This window comes from Ruegeria sp. CDSC045 (assembly GCF_059610725.1).
Genome location: NZ_JBXWOE010000001.1, coordinates 759,904 through 773,631, shown reverse-complemented (window position 1 = coordinate 773,631; position 13,728 = coordinate 759,904). Strand labels below are relative to the sequence as shown.

The 13,728-nt window shown below is 56.5% G+C and carries 13 protein-coding genes; 7 read left to right on the top strand and 6 right to left on the bottom strand.

Annotation, left to right across the window (positions count from 1 at the left end; translation table 11 throughout):
• Nucleotides 1-31 precede the first annotated feature (31 nt).
• From prfB to AC2FH6_RS03850, 4 genes are all read left to right on the top strand, one after another.
• Nucleotides 32-1,159, top strand: coding sequence for a peptide chain release factor 2 (gene prfB, locus AC2FH6_RS03865; protein WP_142633271.1), 1,128 nt, complete (start codon nucleotides 32-34; stop codon nucleotides 1,157-1,159).
• A 14-nt stretch (nucleotides 1,160-1,173) separates the two neighbouring features.
• The gene (locus AC2FH6_RS03860) at nucleotides 1,174-1,866 is read left to right on the top strand and encodes a M50 family metallopeptidase (RefSeq protein WP_496701260.1); all 693 of its coding nucleotides are present in this window, start codon (nucleotides 1,174-1,176) and stop codon (nucleotides 1,864-1,866) included.
• A gap of 94 nt (nucleotides 1,867-1,960) precedes the next feature.
• Nucleotides 1,961-3,355 (top strand): amidase, encoded by a 1,395-nt coding sequence (locus AC2FH6_RS03855; RefSeq protein ID WP_496701258.1) that lies wholly within the window; start codon nucleotides 1,961-1,963, stop codon nucleotides 3,353-3,355.
• Nucleotides 3,356-3,384: 29 nt separating this feature from the next.
• Nucleotides 3,385-4,164 (top strand): DUF2189 domain-containing protein, encoded by a 780-nt coding sequence (locus AC2FH6_RS03850; RefSeq protein WP_496695758.1) that lies wholly within the window; start codon nucleotides 3,385-3,387, stop codon nucleotides 4,162-4,164.
• 16 nt (nucleotides 4,165-4,180) lie between these two features.
• On the opposite strand, the gene AC2FH6_RS03845 is transcribed toward AC2FH6_RS03850, so the two are convergent.
• From AC2FH6_RS03845 to AC2FH6_RS03830, 4 genes are all read right to left on the bottom strand, one after another.
• Complete coding sequence (locus tag AC2FH6_RS03845; RefSeq protein ID WP_281994994.1) at nucleotides 4,181-4,885, bottom strand: helix-turn-helix domain-containing protein; 705 nt, start codon at nucleotides 4,883-4,885, stop codon at nucleotides 4,181-4,183.
• Between the two features lie 324 nt (nucleotides 4,886-5,209).
• Nucleotides 5,210-5,770, bottom strand: a complete 561-nt coding sequence (gene ilvN / locus AC2FH6_RS03840) for an acetolactate synthase small subunit (protein WP_142633282.1) — start codon at nucleotides 5,768-5,770, stop codon at nucleotides 5,210-5,212.
• Between the two features lie 6 nt (nucleotides 5,771-5,776).
• Complete coding sequence (locus AC2FH6_RS03835; protein WP_142633284.1) at nucleotides 5,777-6,169, bottom strand: hypothetical protein; 393 nt, start codon at nucleotides 6,167-6,169, stop codon at nucleotides 5,777-5,779.
• A gap of 8 nt (nucleotides 6,170-6,177) precedes the next feature.
• Nucleotides 6,178-7,929 carry an acetolactate synthase 3 large subunit gene (locus tag AC2FH6_RS03830; RefSeq protein WP_496688368.1) on the bottom strand — a complete coding sequence of 584 codons (1,752 nt, stop codon included), beginning with the start codon at nucleotides 7,927-7,929 and terminating at the stop codon, nucleotides 6,178-6,180.
• A 422-nt stretch (nucleotides 7,930-8,351) separates the two neighbouring features.
• Here AC2FH6_RS03830 and AC2FH6_RS03825 point away from each other — a divergent pair, with 422 nt between their 5' ends.
• Nucleotides 8,352-9,197: a HalD/BesD family halogenase gene (locus tag AC2FH6_RS03825; protein WP_496701255.1), complete on the top strand. Its 846-nt coding sequence runs from the start codon at nucleotides 8,352-8,354 to the stop codon at nucleotides 9,195-9,197.
• A 78-nt stretch (nucleotides 9,198-9,275) separates the two neighbouring features.
• On the opposite strand, the gene AC2FH6_RS03820 is transcribed toward AC2FH6_RS03825, so the two are convergent.
• Nucleotides 9,276-9,923: a response regulator transcription factor gene (locus AC2FH6_RS03820; RefSeq protein WP_281994485.1), complete on the bottom strand. Its 648-nt coding sequence runs from the start codon at nucleotides 9,921-9,923 to the stop codon at nucleotides 9,276-9,278.
• The gene (locus tag AC2FH6_RS03815) at nucleotides 9,920-11,353 is read right to left on the bottom strand and encodes a cache domain-containing protein (protein ID WP_142633292.1); all 1,434 of its coding nucleotides are present in this window, start codon (nucleotides 11,351-11,353) and stop codon (nucleotides 9,920-9,922) included. The genes AC2FH6_RS03820 and AC2FH6_RS03815 overlap by 4 nt, the downstream gene beginning before the upstream one ends.
• Before the next feature lie 245 nt (nucleotides 11,354-11,598).
• Here AC2FH6_RS03815 and AC2FH6_RS03810 point away from each other — a divergent pair, with 245 nt between their 5' ends.
• Nucleotides 11,599-12,681, top strand: a complete 1,083-nt coding sequence (locus AC2FH6_RS03810) for a TRAP transporter substrate-binding protein (RefSeq protein WP_142633295.1) — start codon at nucleotides 11,599-11,601, stop codon at nucleotides 12,679-12,681.
• A gap of 119 nt (nucleotides 12,682-12,800) precedes the next feature.
• Entirely contained in the window at nucleotides 12,801-13,727 is a 927-nt protein-coding gene (locus AC2FH6_RS03805) for a TRAP transporter small permease subunit (protein WP_496691092.1), read from the top strand.
• Nucleotide 13,728 lies beyond the last annotated feature (1 nt).

The window sequence follows — 13,728 nt, the reverse complement described above, 5'->3', positions numbered from 1 at the left end:
CAGGCCTGATTGAGCAAGTTGGGACGTAACCATGCGCGCCGAAACCCAGAATACCGTGGCGGAAATTGAAAAGTCGCTAGAGCTGCTGGCGCAGCGCATGGACTATGAAACCGCACCCCATCGCCTTGAGGAATTCAATGCCCGGGTTGAGGATCCCAACCTGTGGGACAACCCCGAGAATGCGCAAAAACTGATGCGCGAGCGGCAGATGCTGGTCGATGCTATTGAAATCTATGAATCCATCAAAACCGACCTCAGCGATAATATGGAATTGATCGAACTGGGCGAGATGGAAGAGGACGAAGAGGTCGTCACCGACGCGGAAGAGGCGATCAGAAAGCTAAAAGCCAAAGCCGCCAAGAAAGAGCTTGAGGCGCTGCTGGACGGAGAGGCCGACGGCAACGACACCTTCCTCGAGATCAATTCGGGCGCAGGCGGCACCGAAAGCTGCGACTGGGCTTCGATGCTGGCGCGGATGTATGTCCGCTGGGCCGAGAAAAAGGGCTATACGGTCGAGCTGCAATCCGAGACCTCGGGCGAAGAGGCGGGTATTAAATCTGCGGCGTACAAAATTTCTGGCCACAACGCCTATGGCTGGCTGAAATCCGAAAGCGGCGTGCATCGGCTGGTGCGAATTTCACCTTATGACTCGGCGGCCAAACGGCATACATCGTTCAGTTCGGTCTGGGTTTACCCGGTGGTGGACGACAATATCGAGATCGAGGTCAACCCGTCCGAGATTCGCATCGACACCTACCGGTCCTCGGGGGCAGGAGGCCAGCACGTGAACACGACAGACTCGGCCGTGCGGATCACGCATATCCCGACCGGGATCGTTGTTACATCATCCGTGAAATCCCAGCACCAGAACCGTGATATTGCGATGAAAGCGCTGAAATCCCGCCTGTACCAGCAAGAGCTGGACCGCCGCAATGCTGACATCAACGCAGCCCACGAGGCCAAGGGCGATGCGGGTTGGGGCAACCAGATCCGGTCGTATGTTCTGCAGCCCTACCAGATGGTCAAGGACCTGAGGACCAACCATGAAACCTCGGATACCAAGGGGGTTTTGGATGGGGATCTTGACGGGTTCATGGCCGCCACACTGGCCTTGAACGTGGCCGGAAAAAGCCGCTCCGAAGCACAGGGCGAGGGCTGATAGCAGCGCGTTCGATGCCCATGATGAAGCTGATCAAAGGACATTGGCAACTGATTGCGCTTGTCGCTTTGGTGTTTGTGTTCTGGTCTACGCCGGTTGTGGTGCCTCTGAAGCTACTCATCGTTTTCCTGCACGAGCTGTCGCACGCGATAACCGTCGTCCTAACCGGTGGTTCGGTCGAGAGCTTCTCGATCTCACCGCAGCAGGGTGGTCTTGTCACAGCGCGTGGTGGGCAAAGGTTCTTCAGCCTGTCCGCCGGTTATCTCGGGTCGCTGGCGCTAGGGATGGGGTTGTTGCTGATTGCATTGCGCACGCATTGGGACCGGGCGGTGCTGGGTGGATTTGGCGGAGTGATGCTGTTGGTAACAGCGCTTTATGTCCGCGATCCCTTTGCCATGGCGTTTTGTGCAGGTGTTGGGGCGGTAATGATCGGCATGGCGTTCTATCTAAGTCGGCCGATCTGTGATCTGGCTTTACGCGTGATCGGGCTGACCAGCGTGATCTATGTGCCTTATGATATCTTTGATGACACGATCCGGCGCTCGGGTGTCCGCTCGGATGCCTACATGCTGGCCCAAGAATTCGGCGGCACAACCATGATGTGGGGCGGGATCTGGCTTGTGTTAAGCGTCCTTTCCATCCTATTGTGCGTAAAACACTTTCTTGGGCACGACAGCAATTTGCATTTTGAGTCTCGATCCAAGTGACCTCGGGTGGTCTTTGCTAAAAAGATGCATTCAAACTGAGGGTTTAAATGAGGATACGCTCCGGCTAGGCTGACCAAAAAGGTGGAGCCCAGGGATGGATCTAGGCCAAATAACAGCAGCCGAATTGTTGAGTGCATTGTCCTCTGGGCGTTTATCGGCGGCTGAGCTGATGCAACTGACGCTAGAGCGGATCGGCGCAGTGAACGAGCGCCTGAATGCAATCGTGGCGATGCGTGATCCTGATGATTTGATGGCCGAGGCCCGTGCTGTTGATTCCGGACCAAACCGTGGTCCGCTGCATGGTCTGCCGATTGCCGTCAAAGACTTGGTGAATGTTGCGGGCGTCGTTTCGTCCCAAGGATCACCAATCCTGAATGGGTTCATTCCGGAAACAGACGATCTGTTAGCCCAGCGGATGAAAGAGGCCGGGGCAATCCTGATCGGTAAAACCAATACTCCGGAATTCGGATTGGGCTCACATACGTTCAATCCAGTATATGGCGTCACATGCAACCCATATGACCCCGAGCGTACCTGCGGCGGTTCATCCGGTGGAGCAGCAGTCGCGCTGGCGTCTGGCATGGTGGCGCTGGCCGATGGGTCTGACATGATGGGCAGCCTGCGCAACCCTGCGGCATGGAACAACGTCTATGGCTTCAGGCCCAGTTGGGGGCGGGTGCCAAACGAACCCGACGGTGACGGGTACTTGCACCAGATTTCTACATTGGGCCCGATGGCGCGGAGCCCCGAAGATATTGGTCTATTGCTTGATGTGATCAGCGGCACTCATCCGTCCCAACCTTTGGGCCATCCGGGGGAAAGCGTGTCTCCGGTCCAACCCGCAGACCTGACCGGAATGCGTATCGGGTGGTTGGATGACTGGGGCGGAGCCTTTCCATTCGAACCTGGTATCCGCGAGGTATGCTGTGACGCGCTCGAGGTGTTCACTCAACTCGGGGCCAAGGTCGAACCCCTCACACCACCCTTTGACGCAGACCAGATGTGGAATAGCTGGATTACATTGCGTTCGTGGAGCGTGGCCGCCGGTCTTGCGTCTCTGACAGAACACCGCGCGTCACTGAAGGATACTGCGCAATGGGAACTGGACCGTGGTCTGGCGCTGACAGCGATGCAGGTCCATCGTGCCAGTGTTGTGCGAACCGAGTGGTTCCGACGTGCGACCGAAGTTTTCCAGGACTATGATGCGCTTATCCTGCCGTCGGCCCAGGTCTGGCCATTCGACTTGCAGCTTGCATTTCCCACCGAAATCAACGGCACCCGGATGGATACCTATCACCGTTGGATGCAGGTCGTGGTGCCGGTCAGCCTGATCGGACTGCCTTGCCTCTCGGTTCCTGTTGGATTTGGATCCGAAGGCTTGCCGATGGGGATGCAGATCTTTGGTCCGCGCGGAGCGGATTCTCGTATTTTGGCCATCGGATCTGCATATCATACTGTCACCAGTTGGCCGCAAAAACGACCCGCGTGAAAATCGACCGGATACGAAGGATAAAAGCCGTGGACAAACAGTTTGGTGTTCCGAACATGGGGCGGGTAGATGTCGAAATGCTGCACGAGGCCCTAAGGCGAGGCTGGAGCGATTTTCGCCGCGCTCCGCTCTTTGGGCTGCTCTTTTCCGGGTTCTATGTATTGATGGGCTGGCTGATGGTTTGGGTCACTCTCACGACCGGAACGACCTATTGGCTGATTTTGGCCGCAATCGGTTTCCCGATGCTGGGCCCCTTTGCCATGGTGGGGCTGTATGAGGTATCGCGGCGCATTCAAGAGGGTGAAGGTTTGGATTCTCGGGCCATATTTGGCGTAATCCTGGGTCAAAGCCGCCGTCAGTTACCTTCGATCTGCGCCATCATCGTTGTGATGTTTCTGTTCTGGTTCTTTCTTGGCCACATGATCTTTGCCCTTTTTATGGGGCTATCGACCATGACCAATGTGTCTTCGTCCCTTGAGGTGTTCCTTACATCAAACGGGTTGACGATGTTGGCGGTTGGAACAGCTGTTGGCGCGATTTTTGTGACCATCCTCTACATGATCACGGTGCTTTCAATTCCGATGCTTTTGGACCGAGAGCTGGATTTTGTGACCGCAATGATTGCCAGCTATAGCTATGTGGCCGCAAACCGCAGATTGATGCTGGGGTGGGGCGCGCTGATTGCGGTTCTGACGTTTGCCGCAATGATTCCCTGGTTTTTCGGCTTGTTGATCGTACTGCCGCTATTGGGGCACGCCAGTTGGCACCTTTACTGGCTGATCTCTCAGGGCGGGGAAAGTGCGGGTTAACACGGCAGGATCGTCGTCAAGCGCGGGCCATGGCTTCTGGTCGGCGTGCAATGCGCGCGGCGGCCAGGACTGTCGAGGTGTCGTCCCCTAGATGTCTGAGCAATATCCGCCGTGTCGTCGTTGCGGTAGCTGTAGTTTTTGACAGGCAAATTGCGACACCGCGCCAACAGTTTGTTTGATTTTCAATTCCACGTGTCACCAGATAGATCCTGCTTTTCTGAGACGCACGACAGGACATGAGCATATAAATCTGCCGCCCGGCACAGGCCACGATACCCTGGACTTCGCGCTCTGCGACTGATGCTCCGGGTGTCTCGGAAATTGGTTCAAACCCTCTAACCAAAGTACATTGCGGTAACCTCCGGGCGTGAAAAAGCCTGTGTCTCAGGGGTTTTGTGCCATCAAGCTCTGTCTCGGTCGCATAATAGAATCCGCCGGGAAACAGTATTTCAGTCAGGGTGGCTGGGGTGGACCCCAGAAACTCGGTCAGGGCGACCGCAGCCGGGTGCTTGGACGGTTGGTCAATCTGATCCAAGGGATGGAGCAAAATCCGAGCATCAACATCAAAAAAGCGGCATATTCGGTCAAGGACATCGGGTCGGGGAAAGCTTTCGCCGCCAAGATAGCGATTGAACTGAGTTCGGTTCACTCCAAGCTGGCGGCACAGTTCGGAAACTGAATTATATTGTCCAGCAAGAGTTCGCAGATTGGCGCCGAACATCCTGCGTAGGTCGTCGGGGCTGCGGCTGTCGTTCGTCATTTTCGTCCCGGTACTTGTGTGTATTCCGAATAACCGCGACACAACTGGCCAACAAACCAGGCGCTGTCTGAAATCGTACAGATGACCCAGCGGACGCATCCCAACGCCGCGCTACCCTTGAAGGCTAACGCGATGATGCACAGACGCAATAGGTTAATTCTGATTTAGCTTAAACTTTTTAGGCAAATGTGACGTTGATGTTCACGTTTGGCGTATTGTGATCTTGCAAATTGGGTATTGCCGATACCCCGCCGCCAACTGGATGCGCCGGCGGGGCAGTTTTGGTCAATCGCCGCGCAACAGGGCTGCAACGCCGGTTCGGGCGATTTCGATCAGACCCAGCGGGCGCATCAGATCGGCAAAGGCGTCGATCTTGTCAGGTGCGCCAGTGATCTCAAAAATGAACGAATTCAACGTGCTGTCCACGACATTGGCGCGAAAAATATCGGCCAGACGCAGCGCCTCGACCCGCTTGTCGCCGTCGCCGACCACCTTGATGATGGCCAATTCCCGCTCGACCGACGCGCCTTCGACCGTCAGATCATGCACGTCGCGCACCGATACGATCCGGCCCAGCTGTGCCTTGATCTGTTCGATCACCTGCGGGGTGCCGGTGGTGACGATGGTGATGCGGCTGAGGTGGCCGGTATGGTCCACCTCGGCGACGGTCAGGCTTTCGATGTTATAACCACGGCCCGAGAACAGGCCGATGACGCGGGCTAGAACCCCCGGTTCATTCTCGACCAGAACTGCGATGGTATGGCGTTCCTGTACGTCGGAAAACGTGGGTCGTAGGTTATAGGCCGAATGGCGGGTGGAGCCTTTTTTGATATGTAGGGCAGACATGCTGAGCTAGTCCTCTTCGTAGCGAAGGTTCGATACACCTTCGGCATTCTCCAGAATTTTCCAAATTGCGCCACGCAATGCATCCACCTTGGGGGCTGCGTGGTATTTCTTGAACATCTTTCTCACATGCTCGGTCTTTGGTGAGAACTGAACCAGATGGCCATCACCATAGTTTGAGCAGCCGAAAACCAGGGCAAACGGCTCGTCGTGATCAATTTCGTGATACCATCCCCAGTCCTCGGCACAGGCGAAGGAAACCTCAAACCCGGATGCGGCAAGCTCTTCACTCAGAAAGATGCTGAGTTCCTTGCCAAACACATCAGGATTAATGAAATCATCAGCTTCTTCGTTCAACTCGTCCGGCGTAGGCTGGAAGCGCGTTGCGTCAAAACTGATCATCTGCGCTGTCATACCAGAACCGAACCTTTGCTATCGATCACGCCCTGCGTCTCGGCCTCGCCCAGCAGCATCTCGTTATGGGCCTTGCCCGACGGGATCATGGGGAAGCAGTTCTCGTGCTTTTCGACCAGACAGTCGAAGATCACGGGGCCGTCATAGTTGATCATCTCCATGATCGCATCGTCCAGATCGGCGGGGTCAGAACACAAGATACCCTTGGCGCCAAACGCCTCGGCGAGCTTGACGAAATCAGGCAGCGCTTCGGACCAGGAATGCGAATACCGTTCGCCATGCAGCAGTTCCTGCCACTGGCGCACCATGCCCAAGCGTTCGTTGTTCAGGATGAACTGCTTCACCGGCAGGCGATACTGCGTAGCGGTGCCCATTTCCTGCATGTTCATCAGCCACGAGGCCTCACCGGCCACGTTGATCACCAGCGCGTCGGGATGTGCCATCTGAACACCGATCGAGGCCGGGAATCCGTAACCCATTGTGCCCAGACCACCTGAGGTCATCCAGCGGTTGGGATCTTCGAAGCCAAGGTATTGAGCGGCCCACATCTGGTGTTGGCCAACCTCGGTCGTGATGTAACGGTCATGTTTTTTGGTCAGTTCTTCAAGGCGTTGCAGCGCGTATTGCGGTTTGATGGTCTTTTCGCTGTTGGTATAGGCAAGGCAGTTCACCTTGCGCCATTCGCCGATCTGTTCCTGCCATTTCGCAATAGCTGCGGTGTTGGTCTTGCGACCGCGCGATTTCCAGACCTTGAGGATGTCCTCAAGCACGTGGGCCACATCGCCAACAATCGGGATATCAACGCGGATCACCTTGTTGATCGAAGACGGGTCGATGTCGATATGCGCTTTTTTGGAATCGGGCGAGAACGCGTCGATCCGTCCAGTGATGCGGTCATCAAAACGAGCGCCGATATTGATCATCAGATCGCAATCATGCATCGCCAGATTGGCCTCATACAACCCGTGCATGCCCAGCATGCCCAGCCAATTCCTGCCAGACGCCGGATAGGCGCCCAGACCCATCAAGGTCGAAGTGATCGGGAAATCTGTTGCGTCTACCAGTTCCCGCAGCAACTGGCTGGCTGCCGGGCCCGAATTGATGACGCCGCCACCAGTGTAAAACACTGGCTTTTTCGCGGTTTCAATCGCAGCAACCAACTCGGTGATCTCTTCCAGATCGCCTTTCAGAACAGGTTGATAGTGTGAGGTAGATGGTTTCGGTGCGCTGTATTCTCCGGACGCAAACTGAACGTCCTTGGGAATGTCGATCAGGACCGGGCCAGGACGGCCCGAGGTGGCGACATGGAACGCCTCGTGCAGGGTATCGGACAGCGAATTCGTGTCCTTTACCAGCCAGTTATGTTTGGTGCAGGGGCGGGTGATGCCAATGGTATCAGCCTCCTGAAAGGCGTCCGAGCCGATCATGAAGGTCGGAACCTGTCCGGTCAGAACAACAATCGGGATCGAGTCCAGAAGCGCATCGGTCAGCCCGGTCACCGCATTGGTAGCGCCGGGGCCCGAGGTCACAAGCGCAACGCCGGGCTTGCCGGTCGAGCGGGCATAGCCTTCGGCGGCGTGAACCGCACCCTGTTCGTGACGCACCAGAATGTGGCGAATGTCGTTTTGCAGAAAGATCTCGTCATAGATCGGTAGCACGGCGCCGCCGGGGTATCCGAATACCGTGTCCACGCCCTGATCCTTGAGGGCCTGAACTACCATCTTTGCGCCGGTCATCTCACGTGTCATCTGCTTTGCTCCATTGGCGACATGTGTCTTGCGTTTCGCATAAAAAAAGCCCCCGAGATTTTCGGAGGCGCATGGGTTCGATTATGGTTTACCGTTACCGGCCCATGCGCGTGGTTCCTACGATTACGACTAGCGTTCTCATCGCCAGAGGCTCCTTTTTGCGTGGGTTGGACATTATGGGCGGTGGAAAGGGGCGTCAACAGGCAATTGCACCAATTTTCTAACTTCTGGGTGGTATTTTGCGACATTTTATTGCGCATTTTGACGCATGTTCGGAACTTTCGGGATTTTCACCCCTTTGCAATGCTTGGCGAGTGGCACGGAAGTGTCGAAATGCGTCATGCCGATGTCCGAAACGGGCATGATCGTGATTTTAGGCTGAGTCACGCTGGACTTAATTGCAGTGGCGAGGGAGGCCGAACATGTTGCAGGATCTGGTTGATCTCGGGCGATACCCGATAGACCGCCCCGGTTCATGGGCATATGAGCAGCTGATAGGTGATCTGAGGCGCGAGCTGGATCGGGACGGCTGTGCTGTTCTTCCAGGTTTCGTACACGAGGATGGCGTGGCGCGTTTGCTGAAAGAAGCCGATAAGACTGCCGTAGGTGCACATAGGTCATTTAGCCGAACGAATGCGTATTTCACCAAAGACGACCCGGCATTGGCGCCAAGCCATCCGGTGCGTCGATTTTATGATCGGTCGAATGCCTTTGTGCCAGCGGACAGTTTTTCCAAATCCGGACCGCTGCGACGTATTTATGAGTTCGCTGGTTTTTTACCTTTCATTCGAACGGCATTGAACGAGTCCGAAGACCGGTTCTTTCGCTACGATGATCCTTTGGCTGATGTCATCATCAACGTGGTCGAAGAAGGGCAGGGGTTTCCCTGGCATTTTGACACCAACAACTACACCGTGACGCTAGCCATTCAGAATGGAGAATTCGGTGGTGAATTCGAATATGCCCCCAACCTGCGAAGCGCCGAGGATGAGAATTTCGCGGCTGTTTCTGCAGTACTGGACGGTGATCGGAAACGGGTGCACCAGTTGGTGTTGAACCCAGGGGATCTGCAGATTTTCAAAGGGCGCTATTCCTTGCACCGGGTCGCTCCCGTGAAAGGAGAGCGCAGACGATATGTCGGGATCTTTTCTTTTGTCGAAACCGAAGGCATGTGCGGTGGGGTGGAACGGACCCGTCAGTTATATGGGCGTGTTCTTCAGCATCACCATGACAAGGAAGGAGTCCGGCGTGACGCCCTTCTGGATTGACGGTAACTAAGAGTGCTCTCGCCCGTTGCCCGCCTGCCTGCGGAGGCTAGGCCGAGCAGCGCGTGCCGCGCTACGGGATCAGAACCCTGGGCTGGTGCCCTGTAGAACGCCGTGCTCCAGCGCATAGCGGGTCAGGCCGGCAGTTGAGGATATGCCCAATTTTCGTTTGATGTTCTTGCGATGGGTCTCGACCGTTCGCACTGAGATATCAAGCGTATGGGCGACTTCCTTGTTCGATTTCCCTTGTGCCAGCTCCAGCAAGATCGTCTGCTCGCGCCCGGTCAAAGCCTCGCGCGTTGTGTCGCCTTTGGGTTTGAGGGAACCGCTTGCGCCCGTGCACAAATATTGTTCACCCCGCATGACGGCGTCGATGGCCTTTTTGATTTCATCCGTTGGGACGTCCTTGAGCACGTACCCTTTTGCACCGTGGCTGAGAGCAGTCGAAATATATTCGGGGCTGTCATGCATGGACAGGATCAAAATGCAGGTGTCCGGTATGCGTTCAAGGATGATCTCAGTTGCGCTCAGACCGCTTAGCCCGGGCATGTTTAGGTCCATCAGGATGACGTCAGGCTTCAGATCCGCAACCTGATCAACCGCTTTCTTTCCGCTGCTGAGTGTCCCGACCACGGTGATGTCGTCATAGCTTTCGAGGATCGACTGGATCCCCTCGGCCACCATTGGATGATCGTCGACAATCAGGACCCGGATCGTCTGGTCGCTCATGTACCGGCCTTTCGGTTCGGAGTTGCATCTTCCTGTGGCGGCAACAGGTGGCTGAGTGGCAAGCTGACCTCGATCACTGTGCCGCTGCGGTGGCCGCGTGATGACAGAATACGCAGCGATCCGTCAAGTTGCTCGATCCGTTCCTGCATATTGCGCAACCCAATCCCGGTACTGCCCCGACCCGGAGAGTTGCGCAAACCGCGGCCATTGTCGGTTATTCGCATGGTTGCGCCTTTCTTGTGCCCGCGCAGATCGATGGTGACATGGGTGGCTCCGGAATGGCGTTCGATATTGGTCAGGGCCTCTTGGGCGATGCGGTAGAGGGCGATCTTGCTATCCTGATCCAGCCGGTTGCGGAAAACAACGGTCGAGAAATCGGTCTCGATCCCGGTTCTCTCGCGGAAATCATCTGTCAGAGCCTCAAGCGCGGGGCCGAGGCCCAAATCGTCCAGCACGCCGGGGCGCAAGTCGCGACTGATGCGGCGGACCTCGCTGATGGCCGTTCCCAGATGCTCGATCCCCTTGTCCAGTGGATCATGCGCGCCCACATCATCGCCGCGCGACAGGCGACGGCGGGCGTTGTCCAACGCAAAGCGCACGCCCACAAGGATCTGACTGATCCCGTCATGAAGCTCGCGTGCCACACGGCCGCGCTCTTCCTCTTGCGCGTCGAATACCCGCTGGGTCAGCTGTTTCAGCTTGGCATCGGCCAGACGTCTTTCGCGGATGTTGAGCAACATGCCTGAGGCAAAGACAATCAGAACAGCGGCCAGAACAATGGCACCGATATACATAAAGGTACGCTGCACGCGCGCTTCAACCTCGGCCCGGGCGCTGGCAACGGCGGCAACGATGTCGTCGATGAACACGCCGGTGCCCACAACCCAGCGCCAATCCTGAAGGCCGACGACATAGGCGATCATCTGCGCTTCTTCCCCGGTCGAGGGCTTTTGCCACATAAAGCTGTGCCAACCCGCACCCTGACGAGCAAGGCGAATGAACTCATTCACCACCGGTGTGCCGTCGCTGTCGGTCAGACCCTCCCAATTTCGGTTGATGAACTCAGTCTGACGGGGGCTGACCAGATTGGTGCCGTCATAGTCATAGACGAAAAAGAACCCGTCCTGCCCATAGATCATGGCCGACAGGATTTGCGCGACCTGAGTTTTGGCGGCGGTGTCATCCGGAGCCGCGCGCCCGTAGATATAGGCAAACCCATTGCGCGCCTGAGTCACATAGTTGCGCAGCTCTTCCTTCTTGGCCTGAATCAAAGAGCGTTCCAGTGCTTCAATTTCGCGCTCGGCAGTGGCGCGCGCCTCATAGGCAACCATCACCGCAATCGCGGCCACCGCCACGACCAGCGGGATCGCCGCCACCAGCGACAGCTTTTGAGCATAGGTCAACGAGACCAGTTGTCGAAGTCTTTGCATGGACGAATCGATACGCAAGCCACAGCAAAATTGCAAAAAGATTGGGCGTCTGGCGGGAAAACGGCACCAAAAATCCCTGTTTTGCTATGATTGGACCGTTATTGCCTGTGCAATTCGCGCAGAAAGCCGCGTTTCTACGCAGTAGTAGGTATTCCCTTTCACTTCCTTGTGACTAGTCTTGCCGCTGTTGAATACGACAGGCCCGGACAATCCGGGTCATGATTATGAAGGGGAGGATCACTCATATGGACCGTCGTTCATTTCTGAAAACATCCGCACTGGGCGGCTCGGCTGCTGCAGCGACCACGCTGGCGGCACCGGCCTATGCACAGGGCAAGCGCACGCTGACCATGGTCACATCCTGGGGCCGTGGCCTTGCAGGTGTGTTCGACAGCGCGCAGCGTTGCGCCGACAGCATCACCACCATGTCGGACGGCAACCTGAACGTTGAGATCAAAGCAGCCGGTGAGCTGGTTGGCGCGTTCGAAGTGTTTGACGCGGTATCATCCGGTCAGGCCGATATGTACCACGCGGCAGACTATTATTTTGTGGGTCAGCATCCGGGCTATGCATTCTTTACCGCTGTTCCGTTTGGTATGACCGCCCAGGAACTGGTGAACTGGTACTACCATGCCGGTGGTATGGAACTACATGACGAGCTGGGCGAAATCTTTGGCCTGAAATCCTTCCTGGCTGGTAACACCGGTGCGCAGGCGGGTGGCTGGTACTCGAAAGAGATCAACAGCCCCGAAGATTTCAACGGCCTGAAGTTCCGCATGCCGGGGCTGGGCGGTAAAGCTCTGGGTAAACTGGGCGCATCCGTACAGAACATTCCGGGCTCCGAAGTGTATCAGGCGCTGTCATCCGGCGCGATCGACGGAACCGAGTGGATCGGTCCGTGGGCTGACGAAAAAGCCGGTTTCCAGGAAATCACCAAGACATACTACACCGCGGGCTTCCATGAGCCGGGTGCGGGTCTTTCGCTGGCAACCAACCGCGAGGTCTATGACAGCCTGTCTGCCTCGCAGCAGAAGATCATCGAGATCGCCGCAGGTGAATGCCATCAGTGGAACCTGGCGCAATTCCTGGCCAACAACGGCGCGGCGCTGCAGCGTCTGCAGGCAGGTGGCGTCAAGGTCATGGAGTTCCCGGACAGCGTTTGGGACGCGTTTGGTGCCGCAAGCCAGGAAGTCCTGGACGAAAACATGGGCGACGAGCTGTTCAAGCGCATCCACGACAGCGCGATGGAATCCATGGCCGCGTCTTCGGCCTGGAACAATCTGTCGTCAGGTGTCTACACCTCGCAGCGCGACCGCGTTCGCGGCTAAGTCACTTCGATCTTTGAAATCGGTTCCCCCGCATGTCGGGGGAGCCTTTCCCGTTGCGCATCTGACGGTCGGACAAACTGTAACTCTCAAATGTGCAACTGACGCGACCTGGGGACAACATGCAGGACGAAAACGGTATCTCGTTCTTCGGCGCCCTGTGGAATGGACTGATATGGTTCATTCAGAGCATTGCCGAAGCCTTCATTAATTTCGGATACGCCATCACGCATCCGCAACTCTGGCTGGACTGGTCGGACAAAGAAGCAGTCATGCGCTTTGTCTATTACGGCGGGTCGGTCGAGTTCTTCTTTGTGGTTTTCACGCTGTTTCTGGTGTTGACGGCCATTGGTCTGTACTACCGCAACTTCATGTGGGCGATGGTGCGCGGGCTTGAAGGCTTTGCCAACACGACGGGGCGTTTCTTCGCCTGGGCAGGCCTCTTGATGGTGGTTCAGCAGATCATCATCGTGTTCATGCAGCGGGTCTTTACCCGCCCGGATATGTCCTTTGGGCTGGGTATCCCGTTTCAGATGGATATCAGCTGGTTCGCGGAAGAGCTGAAACTGTATAACGCCATGGTCGTGTGCCTGTGCTGCACCTACACCTTTGTACAGGGCGGCCATGTCCGCGTTGACCTGATCTATGCCGGCATCAGCCACCGCGCCAAACGTGTGGTCGACATGTGTGGTGCTGTACTGTTCATGATGCCGATGGCGGTGCTGACCTGGATGTATGGCTGGTACTTCATGTGGCGGCATCTGATCGTGCCGAAGCCCTCGGCCAGTGATACTTTGGACCGGCTGGTGGCCAAGTCCCGCGCGCTGCGCTGGAACGTGGAAACCATCGGGTTCAGCCCCAACGGATTCAACGGCTATTTCCTGTTCAAGATCCTACTAATCGCCTTCGCAGCGATGGTGTTCCTACACGCGATTGCATTCCTGTACCGCTCGTATCTGGAATATGTGGAAGGCCCGGAAAGTGTTGGAAAATACCTCGACAAGGACAGCCTTGGCGAGGGTGAAGAAGCCTACGAAGGCGCGCATTAGG

Bases quoted from the DNA above. Each gene is read 5' to 3' on its own strand.
- prfB (WP_142633271.1), top strand. From the start codon at position 32: ATGCGCGCCGAAACCCAGAATACCGTGGCGGAAATTGAAAAGTCGCTA.
- AC2FH6_RS03860 (WP_496701260.1), top strand. From the start codon at position 1,174: ATGCCCATGATGAAGCTGATCAAAGGACATTGGCAACTGATTGCGCTT.
- AC2FH6_RS03855 (WP_496701258.1), top strand. From the start codon at position 1,961: ATGGATCTAGGCCAAATAACAGCAGCCGAATTGTTGAGTGCATTGTCC.
- AC2FH6_RS03845 (WP_281994994.1), bottom strand. From the start codon at position 4,885: ATGTTCGGCGCCAATCTGCGAACTCTTGCTGGACAATATAATTCAGTT.
- ilvN (WP_142633282.1), bottom strand. From the start codon at position 5,770: ATGTCTGCCCTACATATCAAAAAAGGCTCCACCCGCCATTCGGCCTAT.
- AC2FH6_RS03835 (WP_142633284.1), bottom strand. From the start codon at position 6,169: ATGATCAGTTTTGACGCAACGCGCTTCCAGCCTACGCCGGACGAGTTG.
- AC2FH6_RS03830 (WP_496688368.1), bottom strand. From the start codon at position 7,929: ATGACACGTGAGATGACCGGCGCAAAGATGGTAGTTCAGGCCCTCAAG.
- AC2FH6_RS03825 (WP_496701255.1), top strand. From the start codon at position 8,352: ATGTTGCAGGATCTGGTTGATCTCGGGCGATACCCGATAGACCGCCCC.
- AC2FH6_RS03820 (WP_281994485.1), bottom strand. From the start codon at position 9,923: ATGAGCGACCAGACGATCCGGGTCCTGATTGTCGACGATCATCCAATG.
- AC2FH6_RS03815 (WP_142633292.1), bottom strand. From the start codon at position 11,353: ATGCAAAGACTTCGACAACTGGTCTCGTTGACCTATGCTCAAAAGCTG.
- AC2FH6_RS03810 (WP_142633295.1), top strand. From the start codon at position 11,599: ATGGACCGTCGTTCATTTCTGAAAACATCCGCACTGGGCGGCTCGGCT.
- AC2FH6_RS03805 (WP_496691092.1), top strand. From the start codon at position 12,801: ATGCAGGACGAAAACGGTATCTCGTTCTTCGGCGCCCTGTGGAATGGA.